Annotated in this window: 11 protein-coding genes and 2 tRNA genes; 3 read left to right on the forward strand and 10 right to left on the reverse strand. The window is 60.6% G+C overall.

The annotated features are described in order from the left end of the window. Nucleotides 1-6: 6 nt before the first annotated feature. The gene (locus QMX88_RS11220) at nucleotides 7-468 is read right to left on the reverse strand and encodes a DUF1456 family protein (RefSeq protein ID WP_074891250.1); all 462 of its coding nucleotides are present in this window, start codon (nucleotides 466-468) and stop codon (nucleotides 7-9) included. Nucleotides 469-540: 72 nt separating this feature from the next. Next, a complete protein-coding gene (locus tag QMX88_RS11225) occupies nucleotides 541-1,251 on the reverse strand; it encodes an rRNA pseudouridine synthase (protein ID WP_282369172.1) in 711 nt (236 codons plus the stop codon). A 162-nt stretch (nucleotides 1,252-1,413) separates the two neighbouring features. Between QMX88_RS11225 and QMX88_RS11230 the strand changes: the two genes are divergently transcribed. Next, nucleotides 1,414-2,409, forward strand: a complete 996-nt coding sequence (locus tag QMX88_RS11230) for an alpha/beta fold hydrolase (RefSeq protein ID WP_282369174.1) — start codon at nucleotides 1,414-1,416, stop codon at nucleotides 2,407-2,409. 12 nt (nucleotides 2,410-2,421) lie between these two features. Here QMX88_RS11230 and QMX88_RS11235 read toward each other — a convergent pair whose 3' ends face one another. Continuing rightward, nucleotides 2,422-2,874: a GNAT family N-acetyltransferase gene (locus tag QMX88_RS11235; RefSeq protein WP_282369176.1), complete on the reverse strand. Its 453-nt coding sequence runs from the start codon at nucleotides 2,872-2,874 to the stop codon at nucleotides 2,422-2,424. 121 nt (nucleotides 2,875-2,995) lie between these two features. After that, nucleotides 2,996-4,333, reverse strand: coding sequence for a 30S ribosomal protein S12 methylthiotransferase RimO (gene rimO / locus QMX88_RS11240; RefSeq protein WP_282369178.1), 1,338 nt, complete (start codon nucleotides 4,331-4,333; stop codon nucleotides 2,996-2,998). 270 nt (nucleotides 4,334-4,603) lie between these two features. Between rimO and QMX88_RS11245 the strand changes: the two genes are divergently transcribed. After that, the gene (locus tag QMX88_RS11245; RefSeq protein ID WP_192170849.1) at nucleotides 4,604-6,502 is read left to right on the forward strand and encodes a potassium transporter Kup; all 1,899 of its coding nucleotides are present in this window, start codon (nucleotides 4,604-4,606) and stop codon (nucleotides 6,500-6,502) included. A gap of 187 nt (nucleotides 6,503-6,689) precedes the next feature. On the opposite strand, the gene QMX88_RS11250 is transcribed toward QMX88_RS11245, so the two are convergent. From QMX88_RS11250 to QMX88_RS11265, 4 genes are all read right to left on the reverse strand, one after another. Continuing rightward, nucleotides 6,690-7,979 carry a virulence factor family protein gene (locus QMX88_RS11250; protein WP_192170850.1) on the reverse strand — a complete coding sequence of 430 codons (1,290 nt, stop codon included), beginning with the start codon at nucleotides 7,977-7,979 and terminating at the stop codon, nucleotides 6,690-6,692. Beyond that, nucleotides 7,979-10,621, reverse strand: a complete 2,643-nt coding sequence (gene mprF, locus QMX88_RS11255) for a bifunctional lysylphosphatidylglycerol flippase/synthetase MprF (protein ID WP_192170851.1) — start codon at nucleotides 10,619-10,621, stop codon at nucleotides 7,979-7,981. The genes QMX88_RS11250 and mprF overlap by 1 nt, the downstream gene beginning before the upstream one ends. Nucleotides 10,622-10,951: 330 nt before the next feature. Beyond that, nucleotides 10,952-11,028: transfer RNA gene (locus QMX88_RS11260), tRNA-Met, on the reverse strand. A gap of 268 nt (nucleotides 11,029-11,296) precedes the next feature. After that, nucleotides 11,297-11,373 (reverse strand) — tRNA-Met (locus QMX88_RS11265). A gap of 237 nt (nucleotides 11,374-11,610) precedes the next feature. Here QMX88_RS11265 and dinB point away from each other — a divergent pair. Continuing rightward, nucleotides 11,611-12,669: a DNA polymerase IV gene (gene dinB, locus QMX88_RS11270; protein ID WP_192170852.1), complete on the forward strand. Its 1,059-nt coding sequence runs from the start codon at nucleotides 11,611-11,613 to the stop codon at nucleotides 12,667-12,669. A 17-nt stretch (nucleotides 12,670-12,686) separates the two neighbouring features. On the opposite strand, the gene QMX88_RS11275 is transcribed toward dinB, so the two are convergent. Together QMX88_RS11275 and QMX88_RS11280 are read right to left on the reverse strand one after the other, a co-directional pair. Beyond that, nucleotides 12,687-13,643, reverse strand: a complete 957-nt coding sequence (locus QMX88_RS11275) for a hypothetical protein (RefSeq protein ID WP_282369182.1) — start codon at nucleotides 13,641-13,643, stop codon at nucleotides 12,687-12,689. 83 nt (nucleotides 13,644-13,726) lie between these two features. After that, complete coding sequence (locus tag QMX88_RS11280) at nucleotides 13,727-15,442, reverse strand: proline--tRNA ligase (RefSeq protein WP_282369184.1); 1,716 nt, start codon at nucleotides 15,440-15,442, stop codon at nucleotides 13,727-13,729. Nucleotides 15,443-15,599 lie beyond the last annotated feature (157 nt).

Genomic DNA, 15,599 nt, shown 5'->3' on the forward strand with positions numbered 1-15,599 from the left:
CAGCGCTTAGCCGCGTACGCGCAGGGTCAGGCCGCGCAGGAAGTTGCGCAGCAGCTGGTCGCCGCAAACGCGGTAGTTGGTGTGACCGGCCTTGCGGAACAGGGCGCTGAGTTCAGGCTTGGACACCGGGAACTCCGACGCCTTGAGGATGGCGTGCATGTCGTCTTCTTTCAGCTCGAAGGCCACACGCAGCTTTTTCAGGACGATGTTGTTGGTGATCGGCAGCTCGACAGGCAGCGGCGGGCGGCTCTCGTCTTTGCCACGCTTGAAGAACACCAGGCCGTCGAGGAAGTGCGCCATGACCTCGTCACTGCACGGCACGAAGCCTTCTTCTTCGTCTTTCTTCATGTAGGCCGCGACATCGGCTTTGGTCGCGTCGAACCCGCCGAGCTTGATGATATCGACCACTTTGGCGTCGTTGATATCAAGCATGTAACGGATGCTGCGCAGTACATCGTTGTTCATCATGGTGCGTGTATTTCCTGGAGATTCACAGATGAGTGCACGCAGGGTTGGATGCGGCGCTCATAAAGGGGAGATTCAGAATTTTTCTTTGTCGGTCATGTAGCGCCACTGGCCTTCAGGCACCTTGCCGATGGACACGCCGCCGATACGGATGCGCCGCACCGAAACAACCTTCAGGCCTACTGCCTCGCACAGTTGGGCAATAACGCCGGGCTGCGGGTTTTTCATGGCGAAGCGCAGGCGGTTTTCGTTCTGCCAGCTGGCTTTGACCTTCGGCAGTTCCTTGCCCTTGTAGGTCATGCCGTGGTTCAGGCGGTTGAGGCCGTGGGCAACCATGTCGCCCGAGATTTCGACGACGTATTCCTGCTCGATCTTGCTGCGGTCGTCGGTGAGTTTGCGCAGGATTTTCCAGTCCTGGCTGAACACCATCAGGCCGCTGGCGTTGGCTTGCAGCGTGGAAATCGCTTCCAGGCGCAGAAAGTGCCCTTTGAGGGGACGTCGACCGATGCTGTGGTCGGCGGACAACGTACCGGGTGTGATCAACGCCAAAGCACTTTCAGGGGCTAGGCCTGCAGGTGCGTTAAACAAAAGGGTAACGGATTCAGGCGTATCAGCTTTCGCTTCCGCGTTCAGCACCACGGTCTGGTTTTCGACCTTGAACTGCGGCTCGTCGACGACAACGCCGTCCACCGTGACCCAGCCACCTTCGATGAACAACTCGGCTTCGCGGCGGGAGCAGCCGACCAGCTCGATAAGGCGTTTGGAGAGGCGAATGGGGTCAGTCATGAGAAAAGCCGTAACAAAATGGAAAGGCGCCTATTGTACCCGCGCAGGCACCGTTAATCGCGGCCACATTGAAATTGCCTGGCGAATAAGCCTCCACTCGATGGATTTTTCCGGGAGCCACGCAGGTCTGCTCTCTATTCCTACATTGTCTGGAGCGAATTCATGACCAAATGGCTACCCGCCCTGCTGATGACTGTCAGTCTGCCGCTGCTCGCTGCGCAACCACCGTCTTACGGCCCACAGCTGGAAGGATTTCAGTATCCGTTCCCGGCGCAGAACTTCAGCTTTGAATCCCAGGGTGCGCCCGTGCAGATGGGTTACATGGACATCAAGCCAACCGGCACTGCCAATGGTCGCAGCGTGGTGCTGCTGCACGGCAAGAATTTTTGCGGCGCCACGTGGGAAGGGACCATCAAGGCGCTGACGGGCGCGGGCTATCGTGTGGTCGCGCCGGATCAGATCGGTTTCTGCCGCTCCAGCAAACCGGCGGATTATAAGTACTCGTTTGAGCAACTGGCGCAGAACACCAAAGCGCTGCTGACCCAACTGGGTATCGACCACGTCACCGTGGTCGGGCATTCAATGGGCGGCATGCTGGCGACCCGGTTTGCGCTGATGTACCCCGACCAAGTGGATCAGCTGCTGGTGGTCAACCCTATCGGTCTGGAAGACTGGAAAGCCAAAGGTGTCCCGGATCGCAGCTTCGATGACTGGTACGCCCGTGAGCTGAAGACCAGTGCCGACAGCATTCGCAAGTATCAGCAGTCGACCTACTACGCCAATGAATGGCGGCCCGAGTTCGATCATTGGGTCGACATGCAGGCCGGGATGTTCAACGGCAACGGCAAGGAGGAGGTCGCCCGGGCGTCTGCGCGGACCTACGGGATGATCTTCAATCAGCCGGTGTTCTACGACTTCGAAAAACTAAAGATGCCCACCGTGTTGCTCATCGGGCAGAAGGACAACACCGCCATTGCCAAGGACGCGGCGCCCGAGGCGTTGCGCAAGACGCTGGGCAATTACCCGGAGCTGGGCAAGGCCGCGGCCAAGCGCATTCCCCAGGCGACACTGGTGGAGTTCGCTGGGTTGGGCCATGCGCCGCAGATTCAGGACCCTCAGCAGTTCAACAAGGTGCTGCTGGAAAGTCTGAAGCGCTGATGCAGGGTTGCTTCACATGACCTTGAGCCGCATCCGCAATATCGGATGCGGTCGGCCGAGCCCGTCCAGCTCGGTCCGGCCCACCACTTCAAACCCCTGCCGTTCGTAAAACCCCCGCGCCTGAGCATTTTGTTCGTTCACGTCCAGCTCGGTGATGTGGAAGTGCTCTATCGCGTAGTCCAGCAATTGCTGGCCCAGGCCCGTGCCACGGTGGTCGGGGGCAATGAACAGCATTTCGAGTTTGCCCGGGGTGGTGCCGGCGAAACCGGTGATGCGCAGGTGTGAGTCGCGGGTGCAGAACAGGTTCACGGCGCCCAGGTACTGGGTTTCCAGCAGATGCCGGAGCAGCGTGATGTAGTTCTCGGGCAGAAAGTCATGGGTCGCGCGCACGGAGGCTTCCCAGACCCGGGTGAGTTCGGCGAAATCGTGCTGCCTGGGCAGATAAATGACGGAGTCGTGGGGCATGTTCCCGCTGCTCCCTGGGTAGTGATCCTGATGTGGGGACGATAGCCAGAAAAAACAAACCCCGCCGTTTTACGGGCGGGGCTGGTGGAGGCGAAGCGGCGTGCGAGCCAGGGATTGAGCGTTAGATCGGCTCAGCCCACAGGTCGTACTCATCGGCATCCACTACGCGGCACATGACCTTGTCGCCCGGCTTGAAGTCACGGTCGCTTTCCACGAAGACGTTGCCGTCGATTTCCGGCGCGTCGAAGAAGGAACGACCGACGAAACCCTGCTCGTCCACTTCGTCGATCAGCACTTCGATTTCCTTGCCGATTTTCATCTGCAGGCGTGCGGCGCTGATGGCTTGCTGGTGCGCCATGAAGCGATCCCAGCGATCCTGCTTGATGTCGTCCGGAACGATCGGTGCATCCGACAGGTTCGCCGGCGCGCCCTCGACAGGGGAGTACTGGAAGCAGCCGACGCGATCCAGCTGGGCTTCAGTCAGCCAGTCCAGCAGGTACTGGAAGTCTTCTTCGGTCTCGCCCGGGAAGCCGACGATGAATGTCGAGCGGATGATCAGGTCCGGGCACTGTTCGCGCCAGTTCTTGATGCGCGCCAGGGTCTTGTCTTCGAAGGCCGGGCGTTTCATCAGCTTGAGGATCTTCGGGCTGGCGTGCTGGAACGGGATGTCCAGGTACGGCAGGATCTTGCCCGCCGCCATCAACGGAATGATCTCGTCGACGTGCGGATACGGGTAAACGTAGTGCAGGCGTACCCACACACCCAGCGAACTCAGGGCCTGGCACAGCTCGGTCATGCGCGTGCGGACCGGCTGGCCGTTCCAGAAACCGGTGCGGTACTTGATGTCGACGCCGTAGGCGCTGGTGTCCTGGGAAATCACCAGCAGTTCTTTCACGCCGGCTTTGACCAGACGCTGGGCTTCGTCGAGCACATCGCCGATCGGGCGACTGACCAGCTTGCCGCGCATGGAAGGAATGATGCAGAAGCTGCAGCTGTGGTTGCAGCCTTCGGAAATCTTCAGGTAGGCATAATGACGCGGGGTCAGTTTGACCCCTTGCGGCGGCACCAGATCGATCAGCGGGTTGTGATCGAGCTTCGGCGGGGCGGCGTCGTGGACGGCATTGACCACTTGCTCGTACTGCTGCGGACCGGTGACGGCCAGCACGCTCGGGTGCACGCTGCGAATCACGCTTTCATCCACGCCCATGCAACCGGTGACGATCACTTTGCCGTTTTCGGCCAGCGCCTCGCCAATGGTCTCGAGGGACTCTGCCTTGGCGCTGTCGATGAAACCGCAGGTGTTGACCACGACCACGTCAGCGTCTTGGTAGGTCGGCACGACCTGATAGCCTTCCATGCGCAGCTGGGTCAGGATGCGCTCGGAATCGACCAGAGCCTTCGGGCAACCGAGGCTGACAAAGCCGACCTTGGGGGCGGCAGACGTGGTGACGGTGGACATTGACTAACCTCGGCGTAGGATGCCCGGCGTTTGGCCGAAGCATCGACTGGGCGCTTGGGGCGCCTCTGATCAAAAAGTGCGCAATTCTAGCGGCGCGTCGAACGATTGACCAGTGTTATACAGAGAATTACGACGAGTGCTGCGCTATGCTTCGCGGCGTTACGCCCGGTACCCCAAGTGGGCCGGGCGCATCGGAATTTACCGGTGCGGCGTGGGTCAATCCGACAACGCCGGATCGCGGCGCTCGAGTCATGGTTTCAGGAGTGGTAAATGGGTCACGCAACGAGTCAGGCAGAGGTCGGGCATTCTTCGGCGAAACCGTTGAGTCTGCTGGTGGGCGCGGTGGGTGTAGCCTATGGCGACATCGGTACCAGCCCGCTTTACACCATTAAAGAGGTCTTCGTCGGCGGCTATGGCGTGCAGGCCGGCCACGATGCCGTGCTGGGCATTCTGTCGCTGATCTTCTGGTCACTGATCTGGGTGGTCTCCTTCAAGTACATGGCCCTGGTGCTGCGCGCCGACAACGAAGGCGAAGGCGGCATCATGGCGCTAACGGCGCTGGCGCGAAGGGCTTCAGCCAAATACCCGAAGCTGCAGGCGAGCATGATCGTCTTCGGCCTGTTCGGCGCGGCGCTGTTTTACGGCGACAGCATGATCACCCCGGCGATCTCGGTGCTGTCCGCGGTCGAAGGCATGGAGCTGGCCTTTGACGGACTGGAGCACTGGGTGGTGCCGATTGCATTGGTCGTGCTGGTGGCGCTGTTTCTGATTCAGCGTCACGGCACTGCGCGCATTGGCGTGATGTTCGGCCCGATCATGGTGCTGTGGTTCGTGACCCTCGGCGTGCTTGGCGTTCACGGCATCCTGCAACAGCCGGAAGTGCTGCATGCCGTCAACCCGGTGTGGGCGGTTCGCTTCTTTATTGATCATCCCGGCATTGGCGTTTCGGTGTTGGGCGCTGTGGTGCTCGCACTGACCGGTGCCGAGGCGCTGTATGCGGACATGGGTCACTTCGGTCGCAAGCCGATCTCCCGTGCGTGGTTCGCGCTGGTCCTGCCGGCACTGGTGCTGAACTACTTCGGTCAGGGCGCCCTGGTGATTCAAGACCCTGAAGCGGTACGCAACCCGTTCTACCTGCTGGCGCCGAGTTGGGCCCTGTTGCCTTTGATTGCCCTGTCGACGCTGGCGACCATCATTGCTTCGCAGGCGGTGATTTCCGGGGCGTTCTCGATGACGCTGCAGGCGATTCAGCTCGGCTACATCCCGCGCATGTACATCCAGCACACCTCGAGCGACGCCCAAGGGCAGATCTACATCGGTGCGGTGAACTGGGCGCTGATGGTCGGGGTCATCCTGCTGGTGCTGGGATTCGAATCCTCCGGCGCGCTGGCCTCGGCCTACGGCGTGGCGGTGACCGGCACGATGCTCTGCACAACGATTCTGGTGGCGTCGGTCATGCTGCTGGCCTGGAAATGGCCGCCGCTGATCGCGGTGCCGATTTTGGTCGGATGCCTGTTCGTGGACGGTATGTTCTTCGCGGCCAACGTGCCAAAAGTCATTCAGGGCGGGGCGTTCCCGTTCCTGGCGGGTATCGCGCTGTTTATCCTGATGACCACCTGGAAGCGCGGCAAGCAGCTGTTGGTAGATCGCATCGACGAGGGCGGTCTGCCGCTGCCGATCTTCATCAGCAGTATTCGCGTGCAGCCGCCCCATCGCGTTCAGGGCACGGCCGTGTTTCTCACGGCCCGTGCGGACGCCGTTCCCCATGCGCTGTTGCATAACCTGCTGCACAACCAGGTGCTCCATGAGCAAGTGGTGCTGCTGACCGTCGTGTACGAAGACACCCCGCGCGTGCCGACGGCCCAGCGCTTCGAGGTCGAGGCGTTTGGCGAGGGCTTCTATCGCGTGATTCTGCATTTTGGCTTCATTGACGAGCCGGACGTGCCGGCAGCGCTAAGCCTGTGTCACCTGAAGGAGCTGGACTTCAGCCCGATGCGCACGACCTATTTCCTCAGCCGCGAAACCGTGGTCTCGTCGAAACTGGTGGGCATGGCCCGCTGGCGCGAGGGCCTGTTCTCGTTCATGTTGAAGAACGCCAACGGCAATTTGCGTTTCTTCAAACTGCCGTTCAACCGAGTGATCGAGTTGGGCACGCAGGTGGAGATGTAAGCAGCTCCGTTTCGGCGGGGTTTAACCGGGAGTGTGCCGGGTGTCACGCCGTAAGATTGATGGCGTATGCACTGGCCTCTTCCCGGCTGAAGCCGGTCCTAAAGAGGTCGGCCTCACGTCAGCGAGTAGCTGAAACAAAAAAATCCCCGCAATCGCAAGAGAGCGGGGATTTTTTATGGCCGGGTGATTACTCCGCGGCGGGCTCTTTGCCCTTCCACTTGTCGATCACCGCACTCAGGCGTTTGGCCAGCGCCGGGTAGTCTTCGTCGAAGTGATGGCCGCCTGGCAGTTGCATCTTCTCGCCAGGTGCTGTGGTTTCCGTACAGCCGCTTTCATCCTTCTCTTCAATGCCATAGACACACAACACCTTGTCGCCGGGCAGCTTGGCCATTTCAGGGCCTGTCGCCGCTTCCTTCCCGGCTGCGCCCAACCAGCCTTCGACGGCAATCTCGAAGCTGCCGGTGCGTGCGAAGGCCAGCAGGATGATGCCGTCGACCCGCGCCTTGTCTTCTTCCGGCAAGCGGTTGTAGATCGCTGGCAACACGTCGGCACCGAAGGAATAGCCCGCCAGCACGAAATGCTTGGCGCCCCATTTCTGACGGTAATGGGCCATCAGCTCGCTCAGATCAGCGGCGGTCTGCTCTGGCGATTTGTGCTCCCAGTAGTAACGAAGGGTGTCGATGCCGACGACCGGGTAGCCACCCATTTTCGCCATGTCGCCCGCCACGTCCTTGTCCAGGTCGCGCCAGCCGCCGTCGCCGGACAGGAACAGCGTGACCGTGTCAGAGGGCTGGGAAGACGGCACCTCAACCACTGGAATGTTCAGACCACCGTTGTCGTCACCCCCAATCAGGCGACGGCGCACTTCGTTGTTCAGCACCTGCGGGTACTTGATGTCGTAGTCGCTGATGCTGGTTTCGGTATTGGGTGCGTCACGGACCAGTGTGGCGCTTTCGTCGTCGGGGCCGTCGTTCCAGGCGACCGTCCACTTGCCGTGGGCGGCGGCCTTCGGCACAGGGTCAGTGCAACCCGGCTGATCGCGGACGAAGCCAACCGAGATGGCCCGGGCATTGTCGTTGTCCTGACCGGCCAGCCAGCGCCACGCCAGGGAAGCACCCGCACCGACACCGGCGACCAGATCAGGCGCGCCGTCGAGCTTTTGCAGCGCGGCATTGAAGGTCTTCGCCTGAAGCTGGCAATCGTCCTTCGGCAGCGTCACTTGTACGACCCGGGCCGAAGCGTCGTAGCTCAGGGCGAGCAGTTGTTTCTCGGTCAATGATTCTTCAGTGGTAACGGCGAGCGCGACCTGGGTTTTCACCTTGGTCGAAGGCACCACACGGATCAGCGCAGAGCCGTCATCCAGGGTGATGTGTTCAAGCGTCGGTTGCGCGGCGGGGCGGTTCCACAGCCAGAAACCCAATGCCACCACCAGAATTACCAGGGCTGCGAGCAAAAAGCGCCAGTAGCGTTGAATCATCAGCGTTTCACCAATCCAGTCAGGCCGCCTGCGATCAGGGCGGCGGTATCTGCCAGTGCCACGAGCGGATCAAGTCCTGCGGGCACGGCCATATAACGAGGTTCCCAGTCAGGCTGGAATTTGTCTTTGAAACGGCGCAGCCCCTGGAAGTTGTAGAGCTGCTCGCCACGGCTGAACACCATCGAACCCAGACGCTGGGTCAAGGGCGCGCCACGCCGCGGTTGCAGCCCGGACAGCGGCACCATGCCGAGGCTGAAGCGGGCGTAACCTTCTTTTTTGTAATGCAGGATCAGCCCGACCATCATGAATTCCATGGTCAGCTTTGGCGCTTCCGGGTGCGAGCGCATGAGGTCGAGGCTCGCCAGATCATTGCGCGAGGTCTCCAGCAAATTGGAGAACGCGACCGGCTTGCCCTGGAAGTGCACGATGGCGATGCGGAAATGCTTGAGGTAATCCAGACTGAAGCGCCCAAGGGAGAAGCCTTTCTCGCGCACGTTCTTGCCCATCAGCCACGCATCGGAAATCACCTTGAGCTCGTCCATGGGCGCTTGACCCACTTCGTAGATTTCCAGCGACAGACCGTCGCGCCCACCCCGATTCCAGGTGTAGCGCAGGTCCTTCATTTCCTTGCCCTTGGCTTCGATGTCGAACTTGTGCAGATCGACTCGGGCCTCTTCGCCCAGCTTGATCGCAGTCAGGCCGATGTCCATGTAGAACGGCAGGTTCTCCGCACGCACCTGATAGAACACCGGGCGGGCATGGTGAACGTCACACAGATCGCGGAACTGCCAGATCAGCTCGGCCCGCTGCTGGGTCGGGCCGATCGGATCGTACAGCGCAACCAGGCTTCGGCCGCGATGGGCGTACATCAGGAACGCATTGCCGTCCGGGTGCATCAGCACGGCCTTGTCGCCGGTCAGCACCAAACCGCCATCGGGCTGGCTGGATGCTTTGATGATTTCCGCGGCTTTGGCCAGCTGTGCCTCGTCGGGCAGGTTGATCACAGGGCGCGCGGTACGCAGCAGCCAGGTCAGCGAGACGATCAGCAGCAGCACCGCGCTTCCGAGCGCCGAACGCAGACCCCGTGGGGCATCGGCGTCCAGTGTGAACTGCCACCACAGCTGGTGGCTGTAGGGCACGTCTTGATAGGCGAACAGCAGCAGCCAGACCGAAGCACCCAGCACGCAGACACTGGCGACCAGATACAGCGGTGAAAACGGCAGTTCCAGCAAGCGACTCGGACGGTAGAACGAGCGCCGGAAGATGGTCAGCAGGCACGCGGTCAGCAGCAGCAGACTCGCTTCTTCCCAGTCGAAACCCTTGAGGATCGACAGAATGGAGCCCACAAACAGCAGAATCGTGGTCAGCATCCACGCCGCGGACAGGCGACGACGCAGGCCCTGCGCGAGCAACAGGCAGAGCACGCCGATCAGGCTGGCGCCGAAGTGAGAGGCGTCGATCAGTCGATGGGGAATGAGGAAGCCGAGGCTCTCCAGGCGGGTGTCGATCTCGGGCGTCGAGCCGGAAAACAGCAGCACCACGCCGGAGAGAAATACCAGCAACGCCAGAATCGGAGCGCCAAGGCCGGACGCAACGCGCATGGCTTGTTGCGCAAACAACAGTCGCTTGGCCTCGCTGTACAGCAGTACCAGACAAGCGATCAGCAGCGGCATCACCACGTAGATCAGGCGGTACAGCAGCAGCGCGGCGGCCAACGGTGCGGCGCCCAGCTCGTCGGCAAAGGCGGCGAGCAGAATGGCTTCAAAGACGCCGACCCCACCGGGCACGTGGCTGAGGACACCTGCGGCCAGGGCCAGCAGGTAAACCAGCAGAAATGCGCCGAAGGGCGGGGCGGAGGGCAGCAACAGATAGAGGACGGCAGCAGCGGCGGCGACGTCCAGCGCAGTGATCACCAACTGCATCAGGGTCAGGCGTACGCCAGGCAGACGCAGGGTGCGGCGTCCGGCGCGGACCAGCAGGTTATGCGGGATCGTCTGTTCCGGCAGGCGTCGGCGATAGATGGCATAACCCAGAATCAGACTGAACGCGAGCACGGCGACTGCAACGGTTGCCAGTACGGGCACTGATACATGCAGCGCCAGCGAAGCGGCGGGCAGGTCGCTCAAGGTCGCGAGGGCAGCCAGCGGGGGAAGTGCGCAACCCAAGGACAGGCTGGCAAACAGGGTCATGTGGGCAACTTCGCCCGCACCCAGTCCCAAGCGCGAGTAAAGGCGGTAACGAACCGAGCCGCCGGACAACATCGACAGGCCTACGGCGTTGCCGATGGCGAACGCGCAAAACCCGCCCATGATCAGCGACTTCGGCGGCAGATCGACATTGGCGTAGCGACTGGCGGACCACTCGTAGCCCAGCAGAATCACGAACCCGATGGCAGTCGCCAGCACTGCGCCGGCCAGAGAAGGCAGCGGCACACTGAGCAGCGAATCCTGCAGAGCGTAGATGTCCAGCTCGGTCAGCATGTGCCGACAGGCGATCAGGGCGATGGCGAACAGCAGGATGGTGACGCCTAACCCAATGGGTTGACGGTACTTGCTCACCAGTTCGCGTAGACGCAGTCGTTTCGGGGGAGCCGGAGGATGCTCCGTCACTGCTTCGTTTGTGTCGGACGGGTTGGCGCGCATCAATCACTCCTTGGATCGTGCGCGACAGGATGGAGGTATACAGCCAAGTTACCAATCCCTACGCAAAAAATAATTCAGGATGTTAGCGCTTGAACGTCTAACGGGCGAATACCACGGATACGTATCGGTGACCGTTCAGTCTAGGTTCAGTCGCTGGCCAGCGTATCGGCAGGGGAGATCAAAACTATCGCTCCCGGCAACATACAGTAACAAGACCTCTCGGATGAACGCACCCCGGTAATGGGATGTGACAAGGATTCCGGCCCGCTGTTCGAGCGCTTTCAGCGAGGCAAAAAAAAGGCCACTCTTTCGAGTAGCCTTTTTAGATGTTGGTTGCGGGAGCCGGATTTGAACCGACGACCTTCGGGTTATGAGCCCGACGAGCTACCAGACTGCTCCATCCCGCGTCTGTGTGGCGGCATTCTACAGTCGAACGACGAAGTGTCAACCTTTAATGCCAGGGATCGACAAAATAACCGCATCGGGAGCGTTGGGGCGCCTAAGTGGCGGTTGGACAAGGCTTTTATCGCAATCCGCGCCTGACAGCAGGCCGCCATCATCCCCAGGCCTTGTTTCATTTATATGAAGCGCTGGGAGGAGAGGGTGGCGGGATCGCGCTTCCCCAAATGACAGCCACAAAAAAGGCCACTCTTTCGAGTAGCCTTTTTTGATGTTTGGTTGCGGGAGCCGGATTTGAACCGACGACCTTCGGGTTATGAGCCCGACGAGCTACCAGACTGCTCCATCCCGCGTCTGTGTGGCGGCATTCTACAGAGGATCGCCGGGCTGTCAAGCAATCGGCAGAAAAAAAGGCTTTTTCTTCAATCGGTTAGCGTGAACGTGTCGCGGAGAGCCATGGCGCGTCTCGCTTTCGGGACTTTCAGGGGCGGTTTCGTGGAGTGGCATGGCCGTAGGGGACGAGGCTTATTCAGTGTCAGAAAGTCGCGTGAATGAGATACTGCACGACCGTTTTCCTACGACTCCATGTGATGCCGCAGCGCAAAATCATCCATATCGACTGTGATTGCTTCTACGCCGCGATTGAGATGCGCGACGACCCGCGCCTGGCCGGCAAGCCGTTGGCAGTTGGCGGGTCGGCAGAAAGGCGGGGTGTGATCGCCACCTGCAACTACGAAGCTCGGGCCTACGGCATCCGCTCCGCGATGTCATCCCGGCATGCGCTGACGCTTTGCCCGGACCTCACCATAGTCAAACCGAGAATGGATGCCTATAAAGAAGCATCGAAAGAGATCCAGACGATCTTCCGTGACTACACCGATCTGATCGAGCCGCTGTCGCTGGATGAGGCTTATCTGGATGTCACGGAATGCGAGCACTTTTCCGGCAGTGCGACGCGGATCGCCCAGGACATTCGGCGGCGCGTTTCCAATCAGTTGCACATCACCGTTTCCGCCGGCGTCGCTCCGAACAAGTTTCTGGCCAAGATCGCCAGCGACTGGAAAAAGCCCAACGGGTTGTTTGTCATTACCCCGGATCAGGTGGAAGACTTTGTCTCCGAATTGCCGGTGTCCAAGTTACACGGCGTTGGCAAAGTAACGGCCGACAAGCTGGGCCGCCTCGGCATCATCACCTGCGCCGATTTGCGCGGCTGGAGCAAGCTTTCGCTGGTGCGGGAATTCGGCTCATTCGGCGAGCGGCTGTGGAACCTGGCCCATGGTGTGGATGAGCGTCCCGTGCAGAACGACAATCGCCGCCAGTCGGTCAGTGTCGAAAATACCTATGACACTGATCTGCCGGACCTCGCCAGTTGCCTGCTGATGCTGCCGGCATTGCTGGAAACGTTGAACGACCGCATCGCGCGGATCGACACCCTTTACCGCCCTGGCAAACCGTTCGTAAAGGTCAAGTTTCATGACTTCACCCAGACAACGCTGGAGCAGGCGGGGGCAGGGCGGGACTTGAGCAGTTATGAGCAACTGTTGACCCAGGCGTTCGCACGCGGCGGCAAGCCGGTGCGATTGCTTGGGATTGGTGTACGTCTGCATGACCTTCGGGCTGCCCATGAGCAGCTCGAGTTGTTCAGCTGAGGCTGGTTCAGGCCAGGCTATTCGCTGCCCGGCGGTACCGCGACCAGGCGACCAGCATCTTTTGCCAGTGCCCGAAGGAATTCGTGCTGCAACTGCGGATCGTTGCGGGTCAGTTCGATCAATGACTGTTCCAGCTCACTGGCTTCCTCTTCCAGTCCCAGCTCGGACAGGCGCTTGACGCGATGCACCCACTGGCTGACTTCGTCATCTTCCAGATCGTCGTAGATCAGGTCGTGGGCTTCAATCAGCTTGCCGCGCAGTGATTTGCTCAGTGGCAACGTCGCAGTAGCCTGAACGTTGCTTTGCTCATCCTGCACTTTGATGTTCAGTTGCGTGACATAGCTGAGGTTCTGCTCGGCGAACGGGCTGTCCAGCAGATTCACGCGCAGCACGCCGTTACGGTCCGTATTCAACTCGTGGGTCTCTTTGCCCGCGGTGACTTCAACCGGCGCTTCACTCCACGGCAGACTCGAATGCTCGACGCGGTGATCGCGCTGTACTTCGTCGATACCGGCCAGGTTCTGTTGAGCGCGACCATGGGAGGGTGCGTTCATGAACGGGTTGACCCCCGCGACGCCGTAAGTGAGCCAGTCCTTGGTGACACTGTCGGGCAGACTGCCAAACGTCAGTACGTTGACCACATTGGCGCCGATGCCTGCGACGATGGCCACCGCGCCCAGCGGGATTTCATAGACTTCCCGCCACGGCTGATATGGCGTGTACCGGTCGTAGTGCCGGGTGACTTCGAATTCGGTGATGTCGAAGGTTTTCAGCTCGTGGATGCGTATCCGGCGCTGGGGCAATTCCAGCGTCTTGGGTTCGCCAAGGTCGACCTGAAAACTGTGGTCGAGCAATTTGCGCTCGACACGTTCTTCATGCTCGCTGCGTTGAGACAGATGATTGGCACAGCCGCCGAGAAACAGGCTGGTGCACAACACAGCGCCTGCGAGACGTGAGGGATTTCGCTTGAACATGAGATCTCTAGGTGCAGGTAAGGCGCATAGCAGAGGCGTGGCGGATGAAAGCGCGCCTGCACAATCGCAGGCGCGCAATCCGGTCAGCGCTTGATCCGGTCCTTGATGAAAGACAACACATCGGCGACAGGCAGGGCCTGCGCTTCGGCTTCGGTGCGGCTCTTGTATTCGAGGTTACCCTCGGCAAGACCACGGTCACTGACCACGATGCGATGCGGAATGCCGATCAGTTCCATGTCAGCGAACTTGATCCCCGGGCTGGTCTTCTTGTCGCGGTCATCCAGCAACACTTCGAAGCCGGCAGCCGTCAGTTCGGCGTACAGCGTGTCGGTTGCCTCTTTGACCGCATCGGTTTCGTAGCGCAGCGGCACGAGGGCGATCTGGAAAGGCGCGAGCGCGTCGCTCCAGATGATGCCGTTTGCGTCGTTGTTCTGCTCGATCGCGGCAGCCACAACGCGCGACACACCAATCCCGTAGCAGCCCATGGTCAGTGTGACCGGCTTGCCGTTCTCGCCCAGCACCTGGCACTTCATCGCGTCGCTGTACTTGGTGCCCAGCTGGAAGATGTGACCGACTTCGATGCCGCGCTTGATGATCACGTTGCCCTGACCATCCGGGCTCGGGTCGCCGGCGACAACGTTACGCAGGTCAGCGACAGTCGGAACCGGCAGGTCCCGCTCCCAGTTGACGCCGAAGTAGTGCTTGTCATCGATGTTCGCGCCAATACCGAAGTCGCTCATCAGCTCAACCGAGCGGTCGATGATGCAGGGCAGCGGCAGATTCAGCGGGCCGAGCGAACCCGCACCGGCGCCAATGGCATCGCGCAGTTCGGCTTCGGAGGCCATGACCAGAGGGCTGGCGACTTGCTCCAGATTGGACGCCTTGATTTCGTTGAGCTCGTGATCGCCACGGATAATCAGCGCAATCAGCTTGCCTTCTTCAGCGGCATGCACAACCAGCGTCTTGACGGTCTTTTCGATTGGCAGATTGAACTGCTCGACCAGGGCCGCAATGGTCTTGGCGTCAGGGGTGTCGACAAGGCGCAGCTCTTCAGTCGGGGCAGGGCGGCTGGCCTCGCGCGGAATGGCTTCAGCCTTTTCGATGTTCGCGGCGTAGTCGGAGGTGTCGCTGAACACGATGTCGTCTTCGCCGGACTCGGCCAGCACGTGAAACTCATGGGAGCCCGCGCCGCCAATAGAGCCGTTGTCGGCCACGACCGGGCGGAAGTTCAGGCCCAGACGAGTGAACACGTTGCAGTACGCCTGATGCATGCGGTCGTAGGTTTCCTGAAGGGAATCCTGGGTCGCATGGAAGGAATAGGCGTCCTTCATGATGAACTCGCGGCCGCGCATCAAACCGAAGCGCGGGCGGATTTCGTCACGGAATTTGGTCTGGATCTGATACATGTTGATGGGCAGCTGTTTATAGCTGTTGAGTTCGTTGCGGGCCAGATCGGTGATGACCTCTTCGTGGGTCGGGCCCGCGCAGAAATCACGATCGTGACGGTCTTTCAGGCGCAACAGCTCAGGGCCGTACTGTTCCCAGCGGCCCGATTCCTGCCACAGCTCTGCCGGCTGAATGCCCGGCATCAACACTTCCAGCGCGCCCGCTGCGTTCATCTCTTCGCGAACCACCGCTTCGACCTTGCGCAGTACCCGCAGGCCCATGGGGAGCCAGGTATAGAGACCGGAGGCAAGTTTGCGGATCATGCCGGCACGAAGCATCAGCTGATGGCTGATCACGACCGCATCGGATGGCGTTTCTTTCTGTGTGGCGAGCAAATATTGACTGGTACGCATGGTCGGCCGTTGTCGGTTGCGGTGACTGGGAAATGACCCGGCATTGTACGGTGGTGGTATCGCTGAGTACAGGCCGGGCGGGCGCCGCGAGGGGAGGGATTGTCAACCGTGCGCCCATGAAAAAGCCCGGCGCAAGGGCCGGGCTTTTCTTTAACGA

Origin of the sequence: Pseudomonas sp. PS02290 (genome assembly GCF_029960075.1) — a bacterium.
Classification (GTDB): Bacteria; Pseudomonadota; Gammaproteobacteria; order Pseudomonadales; family Pseudomonadaceae; genus Aquipseudomonas.

Bases quoted from the DNA above. Each gene is read 5' to 3' on its own strand.
- QMX88_RS11220 (WP_074891250.1), bottom strand. From the start codon at position 468: ATGATGAACAACGATGTACTGCGCAGCATCCGTTACATGCTTGATATC.
- QMX88_RS11225 (WP_282369172.1), bottom strand. From the start codon at position 1,251: ATGACTGACCCCATTCGCCTCTCCAAACGCCTTATCGAGCTGGTCGGC.
- QMX88_RS11230 (WP_282369174.1), top strand. From the start codon at position 1,414: ATGACCAAATGGCTACCCGCCCTGCTGATGACTGTCAGTCTGCCGCTG.
- QMX88_RS11235 (WP_282369176.1), bottom strand. From the start codon at position 2,874: ATGCCCCACGACTCCGTCATTTATCTGCCCAGGCAGCACGATTTCGCC.
- rimO (WP_282369178.1), bottom strand. From the start codon at position 4,333: ATGTCCACCGTCACCACGTCTGCCGCCCCCAAGGTCGGCTTTGTCAGC.
- QMX88_RS11245 (WP_192170849.1), top strand. From the start codon at position 4,604: ATGGGTCACGCAACGAGTCAGGCAGAGGTCGGGCATTCTTCGGCGAAA.
- QMX88_RS11250 (WP_192170850.1), bottom strand. From the start codon at position 7,979: ATGATTCAACGCTACTGGCGCTTTTTGCTCGCAGCCCTGGTAATTCTG.
- mprF (WP_192170851.1), bottom strand. From the start codon at position 10,621: ATGCGCGCCAACCCGTCCGACACAAACGAAGCAGTGACGGAGCATCCT.
- dinB (WP_192170852.1), top strand. From the start codon at position 11,611: ATGCCGCAGCGCAAAATCATCCATATCGACTGTGATTGCTTCTACGCC.
- QMX88_RS11275 (WP_282369182.1), bottom strand. From the start codon at position 13,643: ATGTTCAAGCGAAATCCCTCACGTCTCGCAGGCGCTGTGTTGTGCACC.
- QMX88_RS11280 (WP_282369184.1), bottom strand. From the start codon at position 15,442: ATGCGTACCAGTCAATATTTGCTCGCCACACAGAAAGAAACGCCATCC.